General features: G+C 59.5%; 21 protein-coding genes. 17 read left to right on the top strand and 4 right to left on the bottom strand.

The window, feature by feature from the left end:
• The first annotated feature begins 46 nt into the window (after nucleotides 1–46).
• The 7 genes from prfB to CKW23_RS03755 all read left to right on the top strand — a co-directional run bounded on the left by prfB (nucleotide 47) and on the right by CKW23_RS03755 (nucleotide 6,787).
• A protein-coding gene (gene prfB / locus CKW23_RS03785; protein WP_117148217.1) for a peptide chain release factor 2 occupies nucleotides 47–1,142 on the top strand; the annotation gives its coding sequence in 2 pieces (ribosomal slippage) (nucleotides 47–118 and nucleotides 120–1,142; 1,095 coding nt in all).
• A 93-nt stretch (nucleotides 1,143–1,235) separates the two neighbouring features.
• Nucleotides 1,236–2,738 (top strand): lysine--tRNA ligase, encoded by a 1,503-nt coding sequence (gene lysS, locus CKW23_RS03780; protein ID WP_025258909.1) that lies wholly within the window; start codon nucleotides 1,236–1,238, stop codon nucleotides 2,736–2,738.
• 114 nt (nucleotides 2,739–2,852) lie between these two features.
• Entirely contained in the window at nucleotides 2,853–3,578 is a 726-nt protein-coding gene (locus CKW23_RS03775) for a TetR/AcrR family transcriptional regulator (protein WP_095067046.1), read from the top strand.
• 25 nt (nucleotides 3,579–3,603) lie between these two features.
• On the top strand, nucleotides 3,604–4,149 hold the full coding sequence (locus tag CKW23_RS03770; protein WP_025258911.1) for a hypothetical protein: 546 nt from the start codon (nucleotides 3,604–3,606) through the stop codon (nucleotides 4,147–4,149).
• A gap of 33 nt (nucleotides 4,150–4,182) precedes the next feature.
• Nucleotides 4,183–5,460, top strand: coding sequence for a flavohemoglobin expression-modulating QEGLA motif protein (locus tag CKW23_RS03765; RefSeq protein ID WP_025258912.1), 1,278 nt, complete (start codon nucleotides 4,183–4,185; stop codon nucleotides 5,458–5,460).
• A gap of 90 nt (nucleotides 5,461–5,550) precedes the next feature.
• Nucleotides 5,551–6,465 (top strand): alpha/beta hydrolase, encoded by a 915-nt coding sequence (locus CKW23_RS03760; protein ID WP_025258913.1) that lies wholly within the window; start codon nucleotides 5,551–5,553, stop codon nucleotides 6,463–6,465.
• Complete coding sequence (locus CKW23_RS03755; RefSeq protein WP_025258914.1) at nucleotides 6,458–6,787, top strand: hypothetical protein; 330 nt, start codon at nucleotides 6,458–6,460, stop codon at nucleotides 6,785–6,787. The genes CKW23_RS03760 and CKW23_RS03755 overlap by 8 nt, the downstream gene beginning before the upstream one ends.
• Nucleotides 6,788–6,840: 53 nt before the next feature.
• On the opposite strand, the gene CKW23_RS03750 is transcribed toward CKW23_RS03755, so the two are convergent.
• A complete protein-coding gene (locus CKW23_RS03750; RefSeq protein ID WP_025258915.1) occupies nucleotides 6,841–7,623 on the bottom strand; it encodes an OmpA family protein in 783 nt (260 codons plus the stop codon).
• A 59-nt stretch (nucleotides 7,624–7,682) separates the two neighbouring features.
• Entirely contained in the window at nucleotides 7,683–8,096 is a 414-nt protein-coding gene (locus tag CKW23_RS03745; RefSeq protein WP_095067045.1) for a DUF4398 domain-containing protein, read from the bottom strand.
• A gap of 426 nt (nucleotides 8,097–8,522) precedes the next feature.
• Between CKW23_RS03745 and ppc the strand changes: the two genes are divergently transcribed.
• The 7 genes from ppc to CKW23_RS03710 all read left to right on the top strand — a co-directional run bounded on the left by ppc (nucleotide 8,523) and on the right by CKW23_RS03710 (nucleotide 15,806).
• Nucleotides 8,523–11,159: a phosphoenolpyruvate carboxylase gene (gene ppc / locus CKW23_RS03740; RefSeq protein ID WP_025258917.1), complete on the top strand. Its 2,637-nt coding sequence runs from the start codon at nucleotides 8,523–8,525 to the stop codon at nucleotides 11,157–11,159.
• Between the two features lie 258 nt (nucleotides 11,160–11,417).
• Complete coding sequence (adk, locus tag CKW23_RS03735) at nucleotides 11,418–12,065, top strand: adenylate kinase (protein ID WP_025258918.1); 648 nt, start codon at nucleotides 11,418–11,420, stop codon at nucleotides 12,063–12,065.
• A gap of 90 nt (nucleotides 12,066–12,155) precedes the next feature.
• A complete protein-coding gene (gene tsaB, locus CKW23_RS03730; protein WP_025258919.1) occupies nucleotides 12,156–12,839 on the top strand; it encodes a tRNA (adenosine(37)-N6)-threonylcarbamoyltransferase complex dimerization subunit type 1 TsaB in 684 nt (227 codons plus the stop codon).
• A gap of 196 nt (nucleotides 12,840–13,035) precedes the next feature.
• On the top strand, nucleotides 13,036–13,359 hold the full coding sequence (locus CKW23_RS03725; RefSeq protein WP_025258920.1) for a hypothetical protein: 324 nt from the start codon (nucleotides 13,036–13,038) through the stop codon (nucleotides 13,357–13,359).
• Between the two features lie 2 nt (nucleotides 13,360–13,361).
• The gene (locus CKW23_RS03720) at nucleotides 13,362–14,225 is read left to right on the top strand and encodes a DUF72 domain-containing protein (RefSeq protein WP_177434621.1); all 864 of its coding nucleotides are present in this window, start codon (nucleotides 13,362–13,364) and stop codon (nucleotides 14,223–14,225) included.
• 55 nt (nucleotides 14,226–14,280) lie between these two features.
• Nucleotides 14,281–15,114: an oxaloacetate decarboxylase gene (locus CKW23_RS03715; protein ID WP_025258922.1), complete on the top strand. Its 834-nt coding sequence runs from the start codon at nucleotides 14,281–14,283 to the stop codon at nucleotides 15,112–15,114.
• A 2-nt stretch (nucleotides 15,115–15,116) separates the two neighbouring features.
• Complete coding sequence (locus CKW23_RS03710) at nucleotides 15,117–15,806, top strand: extensin family protein (protein ID WP_095067044.1); 690 nt, start codon at nucleotides 15,117–15,119, stop codon at nucleotides 15,804–15,806.
• An 81-nt stretch (nucleotides 15,807–15,887) separates the two neighbouring features.
• Here the strand turns inward: CKW23_RS03710 and CKW23_RS03705 are convergent, their stop codons facing one another.
• Nucleotides 15,888–16,511, bottom strand: coding sequence for a hypothetical protein (locus tag CKW23_RS03705; RefSeq protein ID WP_025258924.1), 624 nt, complete (start codon nucleotides 16,509–16,511; stop codon nucleotides 15,888–15,890).
• 96 nt (nucleotides 16,512–16,607) lie between these two features.
• Here CKW23_RS03705 and CKW23_RS03700 point away from each other — a divergent pair, with 96 nt between their 5' ends.
• Nucleotides 16,608–17,390, top strand: coding sequence for a class I SAM-dependent methyltransferase (locus tag CKW23_RS03700; RefSeq protein ID WP_025258925.1), 783 nt, complete (start codon nucleotides 16,608–16,610; stop codon nucleotides 17,388–17,390).
• A 108-nt stretch (nucleotides 17,391–17,498) separates the two neighbouring features.
• On the opposite strand, the gene CKW23_RS03695 is transcribed toward CKW23_RS03700, so the two are convergent.
• A complete protein-coding gene (locus CKW23_RS03695) occupies nucleotides 17,499–18,131 on the bottom strand; it encodes a TetR/AcrR family transcriptional regulator (protein ID WP_025258926.1) in 633 nt (210 codons plus the stop codon).
• A gap of 91 nt (nucleotides 18,132–18,222) precedes the next feature.
• Here CKW23_RS03695 and CKW23_RS03690 point away from each other — a divergent pair, with 91 nt between their 5' ends.
• Nucleotides 18,223–19,323: an efflux RND transporter periplasmic adaptor subunit gene (locus tag CKW23_RS03690; RefSeq protein ID WP_025258927.1), complete on the top strand. Its 1,101-nt coding sequence runs from the start codon at nucleotides 18,223–18,225 to the stop codon at nucleotides 19,321–19,323.
• A gap of 6 nt (nucleotides 19,324–19,329) precedes the next feature.
• Nucleotides 19,330–22,389: an efflux RND transporter permease subunit gene (locus tag CKW23_RS03685; protein WP_095067043.1), complete on the top strand. Its 3,060-nt coding sequence runs from the start codon at nucleotides 19,330–19,332 to the stop codon at nucleotides 22,387–22,389.

Genomic DNA, 22,389 nt, shown 5'->3' with positions numbered 1-22,389 from the left:
GTATACTCGTCGGCTTTGAAAATTTCGCCTGCGAGTGCTGCCCACCATGGAAATCAACCCGATCCTAAACAGCATCAAGGACCTGTCCGAGCGCTCCGAAACCATTCGGGGGTATCTTTGACTACGATCACAAGCATGATCGTCTGACCGAAGTAAACCGCGAGCTCGAAGATCCCGCTGTCTGGAACAACCCCGAGTACGCACAGAACCTGGGCCGCGAGCGCGCTTCGCTGGCGCAGATCGTCGAAACGCTGGATGACATGACCTCGGGTCTGGCCGACGCCAAGGACCTGTTGCTGATGTCCGCCGAGGAAGAAGACCAGGCTGCCGTCGACGATGTGGCCGCTGAAGTCGAGCGCCTGCGCGAACTGCTGGAAAAGCTGGAATTCCGTCGCATGTTCAGCGGCGACATGGACCCGAACAACGCCTACCTGGACATCCAGGCCGGTTCCGGTGGCACCGAAGCCCAGGACTGGGCCAACATCCTGCTGCGCATGTACCTGCGCTGGGCTGACAAGCGTGGCTTCGATGCAACCATCATGGAGCTGTCCGCCGGTGAAGTCGCCGGTATCAAGGGCGCGACCGTGCATATCAAGGGTGAATACGCCTTTGGCTGGCTGCGTACCGAAATCGGCGTTCATCGTCTGGTGCGCAAGAGCCCGTTCGACTCCGGCAACCGTCGCCACACCTCGTTCTCGGCTGTCTTCGTCTCGCCGGAAATCGATGACAACATCGAAATTGACATCAACCCGGCAGACCTGCGGATCGACACCTACCGCTCCTCCGGTGCCGGTGGTCAGCACGTAAACACCACTGACTCGGCGGTACGTATCACCCACGTTCCGACCAACACCGTGGTCAGTTGCCAGAACGAACGTTCCCAGCATGCGAACAAGGACACCGCCATGAAAATGCTGCGGGCCCGTTTGTATGAGCAGGAAGTGCAGAAGCGCAACGCTGCGTCCCAGGCGCTTGAAGACACCAAGTCCGACATCGGCTGGGGTCATCAGATTCGCTCCTACGTTCTGGATGCCTCGCGCATCAAGGACCTGCGGACCAACATCGAGCGTAGCGACTGTGACAAGGTGCTCGACGGCGACCTCGACGAGTACCTGATCGCAAGCCTCAAGCAAGGCCTGTAATAACGCGCAGCCACCTCGATCCGTGAGCGTGGCTTGCCCGCGATCCCCTGCCGAGGGCGGGGGACAACGAACCTGTGATGGAAAATCTAAGACATGAGCGACCAACAACTCGACCCGCAAGCCCTGCAACAGGAAGAAAACACCCTGATCGCCCTGCGCAAGGAAAAGCTTGCTGCCGAGCGCGCCAAGGGTCAGGCCTTCCCCAACGACTTCCGCCGCGACAGCTACTGCAACGATCTGCAGAAAAAGTATGCTGACAAGACCAAGGAAGAGCTGGCCGATGCAGCGATTCCGGTCAAGGTTGCCGGTCGCATCATGCTTAACCGTGGCTCGTTCATGGTGATCCAGGACATGACCGGTCGCATCCAGGTCTACGTCAACCGCAAGACCCTGCCGGAAGAAACCCTGGCTGCGGTCAAGACCTGGGACCTGGGTGATATCATCGCCACCGAAGGTACGCTGGCCCGTTCCGGCAAGGGCGACCTGTACGTCGAAATGACCAGCGTGCGCCTGCTGACCAAGTCCCTGCGTCCGCTGCCGGACAAGCACCATGGCCTGACCGACACCGAGCAGCGCTATCGTCAGCGTTACGTTGACCTGATCGTCAACGAAGAAGTACGCGATACCTTCCGTGTCCGCTCGCAAGTCATTGCCCACATCCGCAGCTTCCTGATGAAGCGCGACTTCCTTGAAGTCGAAACGCCGATGCTGCAGACCATTCCCGGTGGTGCTGCTGCCAAACCGTTCGAGACGCACCACAATGCCCTCGATATGGAAATGTTCCTGCGCATCGCGCCTGAGCTGTACCTCAAGCGCCTGGTGGTCGGCGGCTTCGAGAAAGTGTTCGAGATCAACCGCAACTTCCGTAACGAAGGCGTTTCTACTCGTCACAACCCTGAATTCACCATGTTGGAGTTCTACCAGGCTTACGCCGACTACGAAGACAACATGGACCTGACCGAAGAACTGTTCCGCGAACTGGCGCAACTGGTTCTGGGCACCACTGACGTGCCTTATGGCGACAAGGTGTTCCACTTCGGCGAGCCGTTCGTTCGTCTGTCCGTGTTCGACTCGATCCTCAAGTACAACCCAGAGCTGACCGCTGATGACCTGAACGACATCGACAAAGCCCGCGCCATCGCCAAGAAAGCCGGCGCCAAGGTGCTGGGCTTCGAAGGTCTGGGCAAACTTCAGGTGATGATTTTTGAAGAACTGGTCGAGCACAAGCTGGAGCAGCCGCACTTCATTACCCAGTACCCGTTTGAAGTCTCGCCGCTGGCACGCCGCAACAATGACAACCCTAGCGTCACCGACCGTTTCGAGCTGTTCATCGGTGGCCGTGAAATCGCCAACGCCTACTCCGAGCTGAACGACGCTGAAGACCAGGCCGAGCGCTTCCAGGCCCAGGTGGCCGACAAGGATGCCGGTGACGACGAAGCCATGCATTACGACGCCGACTTCGTACGTGCGCTGGAATACGGCATGCCGCCAACGGCCGGTGAAGGTATCGGCATCGACCGCCTGGTGATGCTGCTCACCAACTCCCCGTCGATCCGCGACGTGATCCTGTTCCCGCACATGCGGCCACAAGCGTAATCAGCTACAAGACAAGCCGCCCGACAGGGCGGCTTTTTTATATCCATGTTTCGCGAATGAATCCCCGTAGCGAATTCATTCGCGAAGAGACCAATCAGAAAGGAATCCCCCGTCGTGACAATCGCTCAAGAAGGCGCCGCCGACGTTGCCAGCGCCGTGGCCAGGAGTGTCAGGTATCAGGGCCGCAAGGCCAGTCGGGAGGGGAGTGAGCAGCGTCGGCAGAAGATTCTCGATGCGGCCATGCGCATCGTGGTCCGCGATGGTGTGCGGGCGGTGCGGCACCGGGCCGTTGCTACTGAAGCGCAGGTGCCGCTGTCGGCCACCACCTATTACTTCAAGGACATCGATGACCTGCTGACCGATGCCTTCGCTCAGTATGTCGAACGCAGCGCAGCCTATCAGGCCAAATTGTGGCAGAACACCGAAGTCGTGCTGCGGGAAATGCTGACCCGCGGTACCGCCAATCCGGCTGACCGTTTGCGTCTGGCCGATGATATTGCGCGCATGATCATGGAATACATCCGTCACCAGTTGCAGACTCGCCGTGAGTATCTGATTGCCGAGCACGCCTTTCACCATGAGGCATTGATCAATCCTCGGCTGGCGCCGCTGGTGGTTGCCCATCAGGAGATCCTGCTGCAAGGCACCTATCAGTTTCTGCAGGTTATCGGCTCATCGCAGCCTGTTCAGGATGCTCAGGTGTTGACGGGGATTATCCGCCGGATGGAATATCAGGGTCTGCTTCATGGCCCGCACTATCAGGCGGACGAAGAAATACTCGGTATTCTCACTCGCCAGACGCGTCTGGTCCTTGGGATCGACTCATCGGTCTGCCCATGAGATACCCCTTTTTCAGGAGAGCACCATGAAAGCCTGGCGCGCATTGATTGCGCTGTCGTTCCTGCTCTTGAGCGGTTGTCTGGTGACTTTCGAGGACACCCTTCCCGCAGGCAGCGCCGCCCCGGCCCATTTGCTTGGGCCCTGGACCAGCAAGAATGCCTGGGGCGAGCCCCTCGAACTCGAGCTTTCCCGGATCAGCGGCAACCTTTACAAGGCAGTCAGCTATCGTAAAGGTGATCGCAAGCATCGCGATGAGTACCGCTTCACGGTGACCGAGCATGGCAGCCGCTGGTATCTGTCGGCGCAACTGCCTGAAAAATATGGCTCTCACTATGTAATGGCCGGATTCGAGGTGACCGATGCCCATGAACTGGTTGTCTATAACCTGGATCTGGATCGATTCAGGCAATGGGTGGATCAGCAGAACCTCACTGGCCAGCCAGTGGAGAGTGGGATCGGGCAGGGCATTCTGATCACCAGTCCTCTGGACCAGGTGTTCGATTATCTGGACGATCCGGCCAATTCCGATGTTTTCCTGGAGGTCGCACGCTATCAGCGTGTACCCAAGTAGTAGGGCAGCAGCCCGCCAGCCAAGGAGTACCGGGTGGACGAGTACCAGCAAACCATTCGTGCGTTATCGGATCGAATAGTCTTAGCCCAGACGCCGATTCGTGTACTGGATGCGGTGAAGTGGGATGAAAAAGTACGCAAGGATTTTCTCGCCGCCAAAGGCAAGGCATTGCCTGCCGTTGACCGTGCCTATTACGAGAATCGTCCTCTGGGGTTCGACTCCGGGGCTTTGAAGCTCGAGTTCCAGAACATCGAGCGTGATATCACCCGCCAGTTGGGCCAGTTCAACCCGGTCGGGCAGATCATGCGTCGCATGTGCAAGGAATACCGCATGGTGATCCGCATGCTCGAAGCCCGTGGCACACCGGATTTCGGGCTGATCTCCCAGGAACTGTACGGCGCGGCCTCCGATGCATTTCATGCCGGTGACCCGACCCTGGCGGACCTGGGGCTGATGCTTTCGGATTACCTGAACAATATTGCCGGTCGGGGCGACCTTAAGGACGAACCCAAGATACTCACCGCCAAGGATGCCGTTTCCCTGCTGCAGAGCCGCTTGAACAGGGTATTTGGCGAAGCCGAGGAAACCATCCGGGTGTTTGAGTCAGACGGTATCGTTGCCGATGCGGCGGCGGGGGCCGATTACATCAAGATCCGCTCCGACGCGATGTTCAACGAGCGCGATGTGCGAGCGCTTGAAGTCCATGAAGGGCTGGTGCATGTCGGCACCACGCTCAATGGTCAGAACCAGCCGATCTGCACCTTTCTGTCCAAGGGGCCGCCCTCATCGACCGTGACTCAGGAAGGGCTTGCCATCCTGATGGAAGTCATCGCGTTCGCGTCCTATCCCAGCCGCCTGCGCAAGCTGACCAACCGCACTCGTGCGATTCATATGGCGGAGGAGGGCGCTGACTTCCTGCAGGTTTTCGAGTTCTATCGCGAGCAGGGTTTTGGCATGCCGGAGAGCTATGGCAATGCCAGCCGGGTCTTCCGTGGATCGACGCCAAACGGGCTGCCATTCACCAAAGACTTGTCCTACCTCAAGGGTTTCATCATGGTTTACAACTATATTCAGTTGGCCGTGCGCAAGGGCAAGCTTGAACAGGTACCGTTGTTGTTCTGTGGCAAGACCACCCTTGAAGACATGCGTACCCTGCGTCAATTGGTGGATGAGGGGTTGGTGGTCGCGCCCAAATACCTGCCCGACCAGTTCCGCGACATGAACGCCCTGTCGGCCTGGATGTGTTTCTCCAACTTCCTCAACCACTTGAGCCTGGATCGTATCGAGGCCGATTATTCGAATATTTTGTAGCCTCCTTCGTGAATGAATGCTCCCACACAGACACAAACCTTGTGGGCGAATTCATTCGCGAAAAAAACCACCCGAAAAAGGACCCTTAACGTGAAGCTGATCGGCATTCTCGTGTTGATCTTCAGCCTCACAGGCTGCAGTTCGATGCTGTTCTACCCGGAACCCGGTTTGCCGTTCACGCCTGAAAAGGCCCACCTTCAATACCGAGACGTCACGCTGACAGCGGCCGATGGCACTCGTCTGCATGCCTGGTGGCTGCCCGCCAAGGAAGGCGTCCCGGTCAAGGGCACGGTGCTGCATCTGCATGGCAACGGCGGCAACCTGGCCTGGCATCTGGGGGGAAGCGGGTGGTTGCCCGAGCAGGGTTATCAGGTCCTGCTGCTGGACTATCGCGGTTACGGGCTGTCTGAAGGGGCGCCGAGCATACCGGCCATCTATCAGGACATTCAGGCCGCATTCGACTGGCTGGATGCCGAACCTCAGGTACAAGGCAAGCCACGGATCGTGCTGGGGCAGAGTATTGGCGGTGCGTTGGGTGTGCATTATCTGTCGCAACATCCTGAACAGCGCAGCAAGCTGAAGGCGCTGATTCTTGACGGCGTGCCGGCCAGCTATCGCGATGTCGCCCGCTACACCCTTGGCACGTCCTGGCTGACCTGGCCGCTGAAGACCCCGCTGTCATGGCTGATCCCGGATGCCGACAGCGCCATCAACGGATTGCCGCAACTCAAGGGCACACCGATGATGATCTTCCAGAGCATGGACGACACCCTGGTGCCACTTTCCAATGGCATCCGTCTCTATAAGGCCGCGCCTCTGCCGCGGGTGTTGCAAGTGACCCGTGGCGGCCACGTGCAGACCTTCTCTGACCCGCTCTGGCGTCAGGTGATGCTGCGTTATCTGGAAGACCCGGAGCGTTTCAACGGCCTGCGCCGTCTGGCCGAAGTCCCCAACTACCCGCAACCGGCTATTCAAACCGAACCGGCAGAGAGCCCTCATGAGTGAAGAGCGTAACCTTATCCCACTGATCCTCACCGGCATCGGCACCATCATCGGTACGGTCGGGTGCCTGTGGTTCTATGGCTATCTGCATTTCGCCAGGCCCGAAGATGCCTTGCTGCTCAGTGACTTCACTCTGCTCAAGACCGTACCGGGGGAAGACTACATGATCGCCGCGACGCCAGCCGCAGAGGTTGCGCAATGCATCGATGGCGTACTGGTGCTGTTCGACACCTCCCAGAAAGGCCTGTCGGGCGTGTTGGTCAACAACAAGAAACAGGCCGTGCGCTGCATGGGGCAGGAGACGCCACAGCAATTGAAGCCATAAAAAAGCCCCGCCTGCACGAAGCAGGCGGGGCTTGGGTCAGCTGACTCTCGCGATCAACGCAGCGAAGAGCGCGGTGCCACTGGCTGGTTGTCGTTGGAAATGGTCACTTCCACACGACGGTTCATGGCGCGGCCCGAGTTGCTGGTGTTATCAGCGACCGGGTATTCCTTGCCATAGCCGGTTGCCACAATGCGGGCCGGGTCTACACCCACGCGGACCAGAGCAGCACGCACCGAGTTGGCACGGCTTTCGGACAGCGACTGGTTGTAGGAAGCGGAGCCGGTGCTATCGGTATAGCCTTCGACGATCACTTTGCGATCAGGGTTTTCCTGCAGGAACTGCGCAAGTTTGGCGATGTTGCCCTGTGCGCCCGGCTTCAGGTCGGCACGGTTCAGGTCGAACAGCACGTCACCGAAGGTCACCAAGGTGCCGCGTTCGGTCTGTTTGGCGTTCAGGCTGTTCTTGAGCTGGGCGATTTGTGCGTCGCGAGCGTCCAGTCGGGCCTTGGCGCGTTCTGCCGAGGCGTTTTGCAGGGCCGCTTCGGAAGTGCGCAGGTTGATGGTCTCTTTGGCCAGTTCAACGCGCTGGTTGGTCAGGTAAGCCAACTGGTCGACTCTTTTCTCGTCTTCCTTGTCGCGGAAGGCCTTGTCAGCCTTGTCCAGCCAGTCGCTGGCGTCCTTGGTTTCAAGGGCGGCAACTTTGGTAGCCTGCGGGTTGCTTTGCAGGGCGGAGAAGTTGGTCCGCGCCTGTTCCAGATTCGGGTTCGGTTTAGTGGCACAGGCCGCCAGGGCTACGCTCATGGCCAGCAGGGCAGGGATCATCAATTGTTTGCGCATAATAGGATCGTCCTTTAATCAATTACCAATGCATGAAAAACGCAGGGTGCGATCTGTGCTTATTGCACCTGACGCAGGCCTTCTTCACGTAGTTCTTCGACGCCCTGACGAGCATCCTGCACGGCTTTCTCGGCCTTGGCGGCCTGCGATTTACGCTCTGCTACACGAGCATCCCATTCGGCTTGTTCGGCCAGACGGCGGGCTTCGTCGTATTTGTGTTCCTGCATCGCCAGGTCGGCTTGCTTGAGTTTGTCCTGAGCGGCCTTGGTTTCTACCGCGGCGTACTCGGTCCCGCCAGCGCTGACGGCACTGTTGACGGCTGACTGAGTCACTGCGTACTGCTCGGTTGGTGGATTTCCCGCGCAACCAGCCAGAATGAAGGTGCTACCCAGGGCCAGCGCAGCCAGTTTCAACCCGCGCAGGCTTTTGAACTTGGATTTGGCAGTAAGGGTGTTCATGGTGATCAACTCCATTGTCAGACTCCGAACGTGGTTATCCATGACAGTCAGTTTTCCTGGCCGGAAGGCTTCAGGGTATGTTCCCGCTGCCTTGTGGCTTTCTGTAATGGTCAAAGGTTCCGACCTGTGGGTTTTTTGAATAGTTCAGTGAAATTTCTTCAGCATGGTCAGGATTTTTCACCGGACGCTTTGCGTAATGGCATTGGGTGATGTCAGGAAAATATAGTCAGCCTGCGGGAAATATCAGGCTCGCACGGGCTTGCGGGACGATTGGAGAGTGCTCGCCAAAAGACAGATCGACTGTTGCCGGGATGCAAGAATTTGTCGCGGCACAGGTTTTTGGTGCACTGTTGGACACAGTTCATTGAAAGCTACCCGTACACGTCACCCATACAAGTCACCCATACAAGTCAGTCATACAAGAACAGGGGAGAGAGAACGATGGCCGATATCGATGCGCGTTTGCGCGAAGACGTTCACTTGCTGGGCGAGCTTTTGGGAAACACGATTCGCGATCAGCGCGGGGCCGCCTTTCTCGACAAGATCGAGCGTATTCGCAAAGGGGCGAAGGCCGGCAGGCGAGGCTCTGCGGCGGGTGCCGAGCAGTTGAGCTCCAGTGTCGACAGCCTGGACGATGACGAGCTGTTACCCGTGGCGCGAGCGTTCAACCAGTTCCTGAACCTGGCCAATATCGCCGAGCAGTATCAATTGATGCGCCGTCGCGATGACACCCAGCCTCAGCCTTTCGAGGCCCGGGTTCTGCCTGAACTGCTTGATCGGCTCAAGGCTGAAGGCCACTCTCCCGATGCGCTGGCCCGCCAGTTGGGCAAGCTTGAAATCGAACTGGTACTTACTGCGCATCCCACCGAAGTGGCGCGCCGCACGCTGATCCAGAAATACGACGCCATTGCAGCGCAACTGGCGGCGCTGGACCATCGGGATCTCAATAGCATCGAGCGCGAGCAGATCACTTCCAGACTGCAACGACTGATCGCCGAAGCCTGGCACACCGAAGAAATCCGCCGTATTCGCCCTACGCCTGTCGATGAGGCCAAGTGGGGGTTTGCGGTCATCGAACATTCGCTCTGGCACGCGATTCCAAGCTATCTGCGCAAGGCCGATCAGGCGCTGCAAGCGGCTACCGGCCTGCATTTGCCACTGGAAGCGGCGCCGATCCGCTTTGCTTCGTGGATGGGCGGCGACCGGGATGGCAACCCCAATGTCACGGCCAGCGTTACCCGTGAAGTCCTGCTGCTGGCCCGCTGGATGGCGGCCGATCTGTTCCTGCGGGATGTGGATCAACTGGCTGCCGACCTTTCCATGCAGCAGGCCAGCGATGCCTTGCGCGCCAGCGTCGGTGAGAGCGCTGAACCCTATCGTGCTGAACTCAAGCGTTTGCGCGAACGTCTCAGGGCCACCCGAAACTGGGCCAATGCTTCGCTGACCGCGCCACAGCCTGCGCCGGATGCCGTGTTGCACGATAACCGTGAACTGCTTGAACCTCTCATGTTGTGCTTCCAGTCGCTGCATGACTGTGGAATGGGAGTGATCGCCGATGGCCCGTTGCTCGATTGCCTGCGTCGTGCGGTGACTTTCGGGCTTTTTCTGGTGCGTCTGGACGTGCGCCAGGATTCCAGCCGTCACTGCGCGGCCATGACCGAAATCACCGACTATCTGGGCCTGGGTCGTTACGAGGACTGGGATGAGCCGACGCGCATCGATTTCCTGCTGCGTGAATTGAATAACCGTCGTCCCTTGCTTCCCGCTCATTTCAAACCGGCTGCCGACACCGCCGAAGTTCTGGCAACGTGCCGCGTCGTGGCGGCTGCACCGGCGGCTTCGCTGGGTTCTTACGTGATCTCCATGGCCGGTGCCGCATCGGACGTGCTCGCGGTACAACTGCTGCTCAAGGAAGCTGGCCTGCAACGGTCTATGCGCGTGGTGCCGCTGTTCGAGACCCTGGCTGACCTGGATAATGCGGGGCCTGTGATCGAGCGGCTTCTTGGGCTGCCGGGTTATCGCTCGCGGCTGCACGGCCCGCAGGAAGTGATGATCGGCTATTCGGATTCCGCCAAGGATGCCGGCACCACTGCCGCGGCCTGGGCGCAGTACCGGGCGCAGGAAAAACTGGTGGAAATCTGCCGCGAGCAGCAAGTCGAACTGCTGTTGTTCCATGGCCGTGGAGGCACCGTCGGGCGCGGTGGTGGTCCGGCTCATGCGGCGATTCTGTCGCAACCGCCGGGTTCGGTTGCGGGGCGTTTCCGCACGACCGAACAGGGTGAGATGATTCGTTTCAAATTCGGCCTGCCTGACATTGCCGAGCAGAACCTCAACCTTTATCTGGCTGCCGTTCTGGAAGCGACCCTGCTGCCACCTCCTTTGCCTGAGCCGTCCTGGCGGAAAATGATGGATCAGATGGCCACCGACGGGGTGAATGCCTACCGGGCCGTTGTGCGGGAAAACCCCGAGTTCGTCGAGTACTTCAGTCAGGCCACGCCCGAGCAGGAACTGGGTCGCCTGCCGCTGGGCAGTCGCCCGGCCAAGCGTCGTGCGGGTGGTGTCGAAAGCCTGCGGGCCATCCCGTGGATCTTCGCCTGGACCCAGACGCGCCTGATGCTGCCTGCCTGGCTCGGTTGGGAAGCCGCCCTGAGCAAGGCTCTGGAACGCGGCGAGGGTGACGTGCTGGCGCAGATGCGCGAGCAGTGGCCATTCTTCCGCACCCGCATCGATATGCTGGAAATGGTGCTGGCCAAGGCCGACTCGGACATCGCCCAGCTCTACGATGACCGTCTGGTGAGCGCTGAACTGCAGCATTTGGGTGCGCATTTGCGCGGCCTATTGTCGCAGGCGTGCAAGGTTGTCCTGGGCCTCACCGGGCAGCAGCAACTGCTGGCCCATAGTCCGGAGACCCTGGAATTCATCAGTCTGCGCAACACGTATCTGGACCCGCTGCATCTGTTGCAGGCCGAGCTTCTGGCGCGCTCCCGGTATCGTGAGTCCAGCCTGGACAGTCCTCTGGAACTGGCTTTACTGGTGTCTGTTGCAGGTATTGCAGCCGGATTGCGCAATACCGGCTGACAGTCCTTATTCCGGTTGCTTGCAGGCCATTGCCGGGACAGATGTGTATTGCGTGAAAGCGGGTTGAGCAGGTGCGGGTTTGCACAGGTGGGCGCAACTGCCGTCATGCCTTGGGTTGCTGCGACTTTTGGCGTCTTGTGCGGCCTGTGTCTGCTGTGTATCTTGGTCAGCCTTTTGGCCTTTGGCCGACGTTTATTTTTCAGATTGGCCCAAGAGGCGAATCCGACGATTGACTATAAAAATTTGAGGAGCATGACGATGCGCGTGATTCTGCTGGGAGCTCCTGGAGCCGGTAAAGGTACTCAGGCAAAATTCATCACTGAAAAATTCGGCATCCCGCAGGTTTCGACTGGCGATATGCTGCGCGCAGCGGTCAAGGCCGGCACTGAACTGGGCCTGAAGGCCAAAAGTGTCATGGACTCGGGTGGCCTGGTTTCCGATGACCTGATCATCGGCCTGATCAAGGATCGCCTGGAACAGCCTGACTGCAAGAACGGCGTACTGTTCGATGGTTTCCCGCGCACCATTCCTCAGGCTGAAGCCCTGTTGAAGGCAGGTCTGGACATCGACCATGTGCTGGAGATCGCCGTTGATGACGAGGAGATTGTCCAGCGCATGTCGGGCCGTCGCGTCCATGAAGGTTCCGGCCGTATCTACCATGTGCAGCACAATCCGCCGAAGGTTGAAGGTGTTGACGACGTCACTGGCGAGCCTCTGGTTCAGCGCAAGGACGATGTCGAAGAAACCGTGCGCCATCGCTTGTCGGTCTATCACGCACAGACCAAGCCGCTGGTTGCGTTCTACAGCGAACTGAGCAAGAAGAATGGCAAGCCCAAGTGCAGCCATATCGAAGGTGTCGGTTCCGTGGATGCGATCACCGCCAAGGTGCTTGCTGCATTGACCTGAGCCCGAAAGGTCTGAGTTCAACAATGGCCCGCTTGCGGGCCATTTGTCATTTATACTGCGTCACTTTTTCCAACGAAGACGGATACACCGATGACCACCTTGCTGGCCCTGGACACCGCCACTGAAGCCTGCTCGGTCGCTTTGCTGCATGACGGCAAGGTACTGAGCCACTATGAGGTGATCCCGCGTCTGCATGCCCAGCGCCTGCTGCCCATGATCAAGGATCTGCTGGCCGAGGCGGGCATTGCAATGTCGGCGCTGGATGCCATCGCCTTCGGGCGGGGGCCGGGCGCTTTCACCGGCGTGCGTATCGCCATCGGCGTGGTTCAGGGGCTGGCCTTCGCGCTGGAGCGTCCGGTGCTGCCGGTCTCGAACCTGGCGGTGCTGGCGCAGCGTGCCTGCCGCGAGTACGGCGCCCAGCAGGTCGCTTCGGCCATTGATGCCCGGATGGATGAAGTCTATTGGGGTTGCTATCGCGAAACTGCCGGTGAGATGCGTCTGGTCGGCAACGAAGCGGTCTTGCCGCCCGAACAGGTTGCCTTGCCTGTCGATGCCGACGGTCAATGGTTCGGTGCCGGTACCGGCTGGGGGTATGCCGAGCGTATTCCGGTTTCGCTGGTCGGTCAGGACGCGAGCATGTTGCCCCATGCCCAGGATCTGCTGACCCTGGCGACGTTTGCCTGGAACCGTGGCGAGTCGATTCCGGCAGATGATGCCCAGCCGGTCTATCTGCGCGACAAGGTGGCTACGCCCAAGGGGCCTCAAGTCAAGTAAGGGCGTAACACCCACGAAAGACGGGAAAAAGCTACGAAAATATCAATTGGCCATCTACCACTTGTCGACTAATCCGTTCGTTATGCCCGAAGGCGCAAACAATCTGCAATATGTGTGGTCTAGTTATCGTTCACGTATTTGCCAAGTTCCGGCCTGTGACGTTAAATTGCCACTACAAGACGCCGAGTAGATATCGATGCGCATAGACGGACCCTCATCACGTTCATACCCTATCAAGCGAAAGCCGAAGAAGGCTCCTTCGACCGTTGAAGGCACCTTTGAAGAAATCGATGGCGATGTAGACGTCGAATTGCCTGCGCGGCCTGCTCAGGCCTCGCGCCGCGAGTCTTCCGGTGACGCTCAGATTGGCTCCACTGCCAACGTCCCTGCTCGCCCGCAGGACATCATCTTCCCTCGCTCCATGAGCACTCGTGTCGCCAACGCTTTGGCCAGCTATCTGACCACTGCCAGTTTTGTGGATTGGGATCTGGAAGTGTCGGGGCTCGATCTCCACGTCTGACCGTGCCCAGCCTGCCTTACTACCTGGGATGTCCGTCATGGAGCGAAAGCGCATGGCGTGAGTCGTTTTACCCCGAAGATGCCCGTCCCACCGACTTCCTGCGCCTCTACGCCCAGGTCTTCAATGTCGTTGAAGGCAATACCACGTTCTATGCACGTCCCGCACCCGCCACTGTCCAGCGCTGGGCTGAAGTCCTGCCACAGGATTTTCGTTTCACGGCCAAGTTTCCCCGGGACATCAGCCATGACGGCGACCTGCGCCTGCAACTGGATGCCGCTGAAGCCTTTGTAAAGCTGCTGTCCCCTCTTGGCGAGCGTGTTTCACCGTTCTGGCTGCAACTGCCAGCCAGTTTCTCGCCTCATCGTCTGGCGGAGCTGGCGGGTTTTCTCGATGAGCTCAAGGTGCCTCTGGCGGTTGAGGTGCGGCACATGGCCTTTTTCGAGAAGGGCGACGAAGAGCGCATGCTCAACCGAATGCTGCTGGACCGTGGCGTGGAGCGGATCTGCCTGGATTCCCGGGCACTGTTCAGTTGTGTCTCCACGGATCCGGCAGTGCTGCATGCCCAGTCCAAGAAGCCCAAGGTGCCCACGCGCCCGGCGGCCTTGACCCATTCGCCGCAGGTTCGCTTCATTGGCCGCCCGGTGCTGGAGGACAATGACCCGTTCCTGACTCAATGGGTCGAGAAGGTCGCCGTCTGGATCGAGGAAGGGCGCACTCCCTACGTGTTTCTGCACACCCCGGACAACCTTAAGGCGCCTGACCTGGCTCAGCGTTTTCATGGCTTCCTGATGGCGCGCCTGCCGGGGCTGCCGCCATTGCCCGAGCTGGATCGTGGCCCGCAAGTGGAGCAACTGGGCTTGCTCTGAGGTCGATAGTTGTGGGTTCAATAGGCCCCCACCTCACGATGACCTGGAAAAGCTCATGGACTCTCGACAACTGCACCGGGCACACACCTTCAAGGCCTTGCATGAGCGCGACAGCGCCTTTGTAATTCCCAACCCATGGGATGCAGGTTCGGCAAAGTTGCTGGCCTCGCTGGGCTTCGAGGCTTTGGCGACCACCAGTGCCGGTTTTGCCTTCAGCCTTGGGCGAGCCGATGCCGAAGGTGCAATCAGTCGCGATGAAACCCTGGAAAATGTCGCTGACATCGTCGCTGCAACGGACCTGCCCGTGGCGGCTGATCTGGAAAACTGCTTCGCCGACAGTCCCGAAGATTGTGCCGAAACCTTGTTGAAGGCTGCCGCGACCGGGATTGTCGGTGGCTCCATCGAGGATGCCAGTGGCGATGCGGGACAACCCATCTACGATTTCGAGCTGTCTGTCGAGCGGGTGAGGGCGGCGGCTGCGGCGGTGAAGGGGCTGCCATTTCCGTTCCTGCTGACGGCGCGTGCCGAGAACCTGCTGCACGGCCGACTGGATTTTGCCGACACCCTGCGTCGCCTTGAAGCCTACGCCGAAGCCGGTGCTGACGTACTGTATGCGCCGGGGTTGCGGACCCGTGAGGAAGTCATCGCCGTGGTTCGTGCTGTCGCACCCCGGCCAGTGAATGTGCTGATGGGGCTTGGCGGCGTAACCTTGTCGGTCGCTGAGCTGAGCGAGTGTGGCGTCAAGCGCATCAGCGTGGGTTCTTCCATGGCGCGAGCGGCCTGGGGCGCGCTTTATCGGGCGGCCGAAGAGGTTCGCACCCAAGGCACCTTCAGCTACGCCGATCAGGCATTGCCGTTCCATCGGCTCAATACTCTGTTCAAAAGCTGAGGATGCGGATTTTTCTGCTGGTCCTGTTGCTGTGTGCGGCAGCTGTGATGGCGGTCTGGCGAGGCTGGGTCGATGTTCCGCCGCAGTGGAACCCATGGGCGCCTCTGGATGTTCAAGTTGAGCCCAACCTGCTGACGCCCTTCAAGCTGGCGCGGTTGAAGGATGATCCGGCGCTGTGCGATCTGGCGCTGGGCTCATCGAGCCTGCGTTACAGCCGTCAGGCCGACAGCGACCCGTCTGCCCGATGTCCCTTGCAGAACACCTTGCGCATACAGGGCGGCGACATTGCCTTGAGCAGCAGCTTCCTGGCCAGTTGCCCGCTGGCCGTTGCCTACGCCCTGTTCGACATCCACACCTTGCAGCCTGCGGCCCAGACGGTTTTTGGCCAGCGCGTCGCACGGATCGATCACCTGGGCAGTTTCGCCTGTCGCAATATCTATAACCGCGCCAATAGCCGCCTCAGCCAGCACGCCACCGCCAATGCTCTGGACATCGCCAGTTTTCGTCTGGCTGACGGGCAGAGAATCAATCTGCTCAAGGACTGGAGCGACGAAGGCGACAAGGGGCGTTTTCTGAGGCTGGTGCGCGACGGCGCCTGCAAGAATTTCAGCACGGTGCTGGGGCCGGAATACAACGCGGCGCATCGCGATCATTTTCATCTGGATATGGGGTTGTGGCAGGTGTGTCGTTAGGCTCTATATGAAATGTATCTGCGCTCGGTGATGCTGCGTTAAAACAGGCTCACCTTCGCTCGAAAGCATTTCAAACAGAGCCTAGGCAGCCATGCGCAGGTTTTGCAGGATCAGCGGACGAGCCCAGCCATTTTCATAGTCGAACTGGCGCTGTTGAGCCTGGATGGTTTCTTCGTCAAGTGGCAGAGCAGGCTTGTCGGCCAGTTCCCACTCGAGTTCGGCAATCGGCAGGTGCAGAGGACGCGGTTGTGGACCTGGCCCTGGGTTGCCGTTGTAGTTGTAAGGGTTGACCACGGTCGGACGGACCCAGTTGCTGTCGAATTCCAGGTGGCGTTGCTGTTCGATGATTTCGCTGATGCTGAACGGCTCGGCAGCCGGTGGCAGCAGGTCGAGTTCAAATTCGGCAATCGGCAGGAACAGCGGTTCTGGTGGCTTGACCTGAGTGTCGGTGACCGGGCAGGCGCGCTGCTCGACGATCTTGCTCAGGGTGCGTGCGCCAGTGACCGGTTCGCCGGTTTCAACATCGACTTCGATCTTGATTGGCGCTTGCTCAGGCTTGCTGCCATCACCGATCTGTTCTGCCATCGCGCGTGCAAATGCATCCGACCACAACTGCGTCACACCGGTCAGGGTGCGGCTGTTGCTGAGGCTGTAGTCGCCTGCGTGCGACAAGTAGCCGATGGATGATTGAACAATCTCTGACATGGCGATCAGTTCTGGCCTTGGGTCTGGCAAAATGCCCGATACTTGGTTATCGGCAGATTTTGCCGATCATTAACATTTTTTGAGTGTGTGCAGCGAATGAGTGAGCAGCAAGCGGGCAGCCGTATACGGGTCGAAGCCCTGACGGTGAGCGGACAGGATCAGGCATCGCAGTGGGCGCAGCGTCTGAACCTGCCTTTGCAGGATGAGCAGGCCGACTTTGCCCTGCAAGTGAGCGACGATGGCCTGCAATTGCAGCAACTGGGCGATGATGTTCCAGGCCCTGTGCGAGTGGACTTTGTCGAGGGCGCTGTGGCCCATCGCCGTCTGTTCGGCGGTGGCAGCGGGCAGATGATTGCCAAGGCCGTCGGTATTCAACCGGGTGTGCGGCCAAGGGTGCTGGATGCCACGGCAGGCTTGGGCAAGGATGCGTTCGTGCTGGCCAGCCTGGGCTGTGAAATGAGCCTGATCGAGCGTCAGCCGATCATTGCTGCCCTGCTGGAAGATGGTTTGCTGCGCGGTCGTCATGATGCCGATGTGGGTGGCATTATCGCGCAGATGCGTCTGCTGACCGGCAACTCCATCGAGCTGATCCGTGCCTGGGAAGGCGAGCCTCCGCAGGTGATCTACCTCGACCCCATGTTCCCCCATCGCGAAAAGACCGCGCTGGTGAAAAAGGAAATGCGCCTGTTCCGTCCCCTGGTGGGCGATGACATGGACGCACCGGCCTTGCTGGAGGCCGCCCTGGCTCTGGCGACCCACCGCGTAGTGGTCAAGCGTCCGCGCAAGGCTCCCTGCATCGCAGGCCCGAAACCGGGGTATGCGCTGGATGGCAAATCCAGCCGTTATGACATCTACCCGAAGAAAGCGCTCAAGAGCTGAATTCCCGCGTGTCTAGGAGCGAATTCATTCGCGAGAGGCAGTAAATCCAGCGCAACGTGACCTTCGCGACTGAAGTCGCTCCTTCAAAGTCTGTACAGTTTTGCAGTGCTAAACCCCATAAGCCCGCATAAACAATGCCACCACTTCCCGGACATGCTGCTCGGCCTTTTCTGCGTCGGGCATCCCTGCGCAGCCCACCAGAAGACGGAAGTGGAAGAGTCCTTTGACCATGGTCAGGAAGTGCTCGGCGGCGGTTTTCGGGGATTCGATACGCAGCTCGCCTGCCTTGTCGATCTGGATCAGCAGGCGTTCCATCTCGTTGAGAATGCGTTGCGGGCCGGCCTCGAAAAAGATCATCGACAGTTTCGGGTCCTGGGTGCCCAGGTTGACCATCAACCGGTTCAGCTCCAGGGATTCGGGGCTGTTGATCAGCGTGTGGAAGGCGCGAGCGACATTCAACAGCACTGTCTCAACCGGCAGATCACTGCCCAGATGCACGAACAGGGCAGGCATCTGCTCTTCGCAACGGGCGACTACCGCGGCAGAGAACAGCGTTTCCTTGTCGGTGAAGTGGCTGTAGACCGTGAGTTTGGAGACGCCTGCTTCGGCGGCGATGCTGTCCATGCTGGTGTTGCCATAACCGTGACGCACGAAAAGGTCTTTCGCGGCTTCGAGAATGGCTTTGCGCTTTTCCGGATCCTTTGGGCGACCCGGACCTGAGGTCAACGAAGTGTTTGGCATATGTTGAAATAATGAACTGGAGAGTTTGAAAAAATTTAATATACTCGCCAGTACAATTATTCCAAGCCCTATTCGTGCAAAGGTCCACATCATGTTCCGCGATGCTTTGTCTCTCGTCGTGCCGGTTTGTCTGCTGTCATTGCTCACAGCCTGCAGTCAGGAAGTGGCTGCGCCTGTAGTGGTGCGTCCGGCCATGGTGGCCCAGCCACTGCTTTCCTCCCAATCGGTGGACAGTTATCCCGGCGAAGTGCGGGCTCGTTTTGAACCTGAGCTGGCATTCCGCATCGGCGGCAAGGTCAGCAAGCGTCTGGTGGAAGTGGGGCAAAGGGTTAAGGCCGATCAGCCGCTGGCTGAGCTGGATGCCGAGGACGTGCGCCTGCAACTGGAAGCGACCCGCGCCCAGGTCGCGGCCGCAGAAGCCAACCTGAATCTGGTGCGTTCCGAGCGCGATCGCTACAAAACCCTTCTGGATCGCCAGATGGTCAGCCGCTCGCAATATGACAACGCGGAAAACCTCTATCGCTCCGGCGAAGCCCGGCTCAAGCAGATCAAGGCCGAGTTGACCGTCGCCGACAACCAGACCCGCTACACCGTTTTGCGTGCTTCCCAGGATGGCGTCATCGCCGGGCGTTCGGTGGAAGTCGGGCAAGTGGTTGCGGCCGGCCAGACGGTTTTTACCCTGGCGGCAGATGGCGAGCGTGAAGTGTTGATCAGCCTGCCGGAACAGAATTTTGCCCGCTTCAAGGTGGGTCAGCCGGTGTCCGTCGAGCTGTGGACCGTGCGCGATCAGCGTTTTGCCGGTCGTATCCGTGAGCTGTCACCGGCTGCCGATCCGCGTTCTCGTACCTTCGCTGCGCGCATTGCCTTTGCCACCGGGCAGGTTCCGGTCGAACTGGGGCAGAGCGCCCGGGTGTTTATCGCGGCAGAGCATGCGGTTCCGCTGTCCGTCCCACTCTCGGCGGTCAGCTCGGAAAATGGCGCCAGCTACGTCTGGCGGGTCAGCCCTGACGGCATTCTCAAGCGTGCTCCCGTGCAGCTTGGGGCATACGGGCAGGAATCGGTGCCGGTACTCGAAGGCCTGAAAGAAACCGACTGGATCGTCGCCGCTGGCGTGCATGTGTTGCGCGAAGGCGAACGGATCCGCCCGGTGGACCGCAGCAATCGTGCGGTAAAAATGGCGGCCGGGGAGTAGACGCAGATGCATTTCAATCTTTCCGAATGGGCGCTGCGTCATCGCCAGGTCGTCCTGTACCTGATGATCGTGCTGGCGGTTGTTGGAGCGCTTTCCTACACCAAGCTTGGGCAAAGCGAAGATCCTCCTTTCACCTTCAAGGCCATGGTCATCCGTACCTTGTGGCCGGGCGCCAGTGCCGAGGAAGTGGCGCGGCAGGTGACTGATAAAATCGAAAAGAAACTGATGGAAACCGGTGAGTACGAGCGGATTTCCTCGTTCTCGCGTCCCGGTGAATCGACCGTGACGTTCATTGCCCGCGACTCGATCTTTTCGGCGGCGGTGCCCGAGCTCTGGTATCAGTTGCGCAAGAAGATCGGCGATATCCGCCAGACCTTGCCACAAGGCGTGCAGGGGCCGTTTTTCAACGATGAGTTCGGCACCACGTTCGGCAATATCTATGCACTGAGCGGCGAAGGGTTTGATTACGCCGTGCTCAAGGACTATGCCGAGCGCATTCAGATACGTTTGCAGCGGGTCAAGGATGTCGGCAAGGTCGAACTGATCGGCCTGCAGGACGAGAAGGTCTGGATCGAACTGTCGAACGTCAAGCTGGCCACCCTCGGCTTGCCCATGGAGGCCGTGCAGCAGGCCCTTGAGGCGCAGAACACGGTGTCGTCTGCCAGTTTCTTTGAAACCCCGGCCGAGCGTATCCAGTTGCGGGTCAGCGGGCGCTTTCAGTCGGTGGACGAAATTCGCAACTTCCCGATCCGGGTCGGTGATCGCACATTGCGCATCAGCGATCTGGCCGACGTGCATCGCGGCTTCAACGATCCACCGGCACCGCGCATGCGCTTCATGGATGAGGATGCCATCGGTCTGGCGGTGGCCATGAAGGACGGTGGCGACATTCTGGTGCTGGGCCGTGCTCTGGAAGGCGAGTTTGCCCGCCTGCAGAACAACCTGCCCGCCGGCATGCAACTGCGCAAGGTTTCCGATCAGCCAGCAGCGGTGAAAACCGGTGTGGGCGAGTTCGTTCAGGTACTGGCCGAGGCGCTGGTTATCGTCTTGCTGGTGAGTTTCTTCTCGCTGGGCGTGCGCACCGGGATGGTGGTTGCCCTGGCGATTCCGCTGGTATTGGCCATGACCTTCGCCACCATGTATTACCTGGGGATCGGCCTGCACAAGATTTCCCTTGGCGCTTTGGTGCTGGCGTTGGGCTTGTTGGTGGATGACGCGATCATTGCAGTGGAAATGATGGCGATAAAAATGGAGCAGGGCTACGACCGGCTCAAGGCGGCCAGCTTCGCCTGGACCAGCACGGCCTTCCCGATGCTGACCGGCACCTTGATTACCGCAGCCGGGTTTCTGCCGATTGCCACTGCGCTGTCGAGTACCGGCGAATACACCCGCTCGATCTTTCAGGTCGTGACCATTGCGCTGATCGCTTCCTGGATTGTGGCGGTGATGTTTGTGCCTTATCTGGGCGACCGCCTGTTGCCGGATCTGGCGAAGATTCATGCGGCCAAACATGGCTCTGACGCTCCCGATCCTTACGCGACCCCCATGTACAAGCGTGTGCGTGCGCTGGTGGGCTGGTGCGTAGAGCGGCGCAAGACCGTGATTGTCGCCACCGTCGCGCTTTTTGTGTTGTCGGTGGTGATGTTCCGTTTCGTTCCGCAGCAGTTCTTCCCGGCATCGGGACGACTGGAACTGATGGTCGATCTGAAGCTGGCGGAAGGCGCGTCCCTGCAAAACACCACCGAGCAGGTCACCCGGCTGGAGCAGATGCTCAAGGATCATCCGGGTATCGATAACCACGTGGCTTATGTGGGCACCGGTTCGCCGCGTTTCTATCTACCGCTGGATCAGCAACTGCCCGCGCCAAGCTTTGCCCAGATCGTGGTACTGACCAAGACCATCGAAGATCGTGAAGCCCTGCGCAGTTGGCTGATCACCAGTCTCAACGAGCAATTCCCTACTTTGCGTTCACGGGTGACACGCCTGGAAAACGGCCCGCCCGTGGGGTATCCGGTGCAGTTCCGGGTGACGGGCGAGCATATCGAAGTGGTTCGGGAGCTGGCTCGTCAGGTCCGGGAGAAAGTGAGGGAGAACCCGCACGTCTCCAATGTCCATCTGGACTGGGAAGAGCCCAGCAAGGTCGTGCATTTGAATATCGATCAGGACCGGGCGCGGGCGCTGGGCGTCACCACGGCGGATCTTTCGGCCTTCCTGCGAAACTCCCTTACCGGTTCCAGCGTGAGCCAGTTCCGTGAGGACGATGAACTGATCGAAATCCTGCTGCGCGGCACCCGCAACGAACGTGAGCAACTGGGTAATCTGTCGAGTCTGGCGGTGCCCACGCAAAGTGGAGCCAGCATTGCGCTGTCGCAGGTTGCGACCCTGGAGTATGGTTTTGAAGAGGGTGTCATCTGGCATCGCAATCGTCTGCCCAGCGTGACGGTGCGTGCCGATATCTACGGCAAGGAACAGCCGGCGACACTGGTCCAGCAGATCCTGCCGACCCTTGAGCCGGTACGTGCTGAACTGCCGGATGGCTATCTGCTGGAAGTGGGCGGTACGGTGGAGGATTCGGCTCGCGGGCAGAACTCGGTGAATGCCGGTGTGCCGTTGTTCATCGTGGTCGTGCTGACCTTGCTGATGATCCAGTTGCGCAGTTTTTCACGCATGTTCATGGTGTTCGTGACTGCGCCGTTGGGTTTGATCGGCGTGACGCTGTTCCTGCTGATCTTCAACCAGCCGTTCGGCTTCGTTGCCATGCTGGGGACCATCGCCCTGTCCGGGATGATCATGCGCAATTCGGTGATTCTGGTGGACCAGATCGAGCAGGATATCGCCAGCGGCCAGGATCAATGGCACGCCATCATCGAAGCCACGGTGCGCCGTTTCCGCCCGATCGTGCTGACGGCACTGGCTGCCGTCCTGGCCATGATTCCGCTGTCGCGCAGCCTGTTCTTCGGCCCGATGGCAGTGGCGATCATGGGCGGACTGATTGTCGCCACGGCGCTGACCTTGCTGTTCCTGCCAGCGCTTTATGCGGCGTGGTTCAGGGTAAAGCGGTCGTAG

The sequence above is a fragment of the Pseudomonas sp. Irchel 3A18 genome (assembly GCF_900187465.1).
GTDB lineage: Bacteria > Pseudomonadota > Gammaproteobacteria > Pseudomonadales > Pseudomonadaceae > Aquipseudomonas > Aquipseudomonas cichorii.
This window is presented reverse-complemented; position numbering and strand designations above follow the sequence as displayed.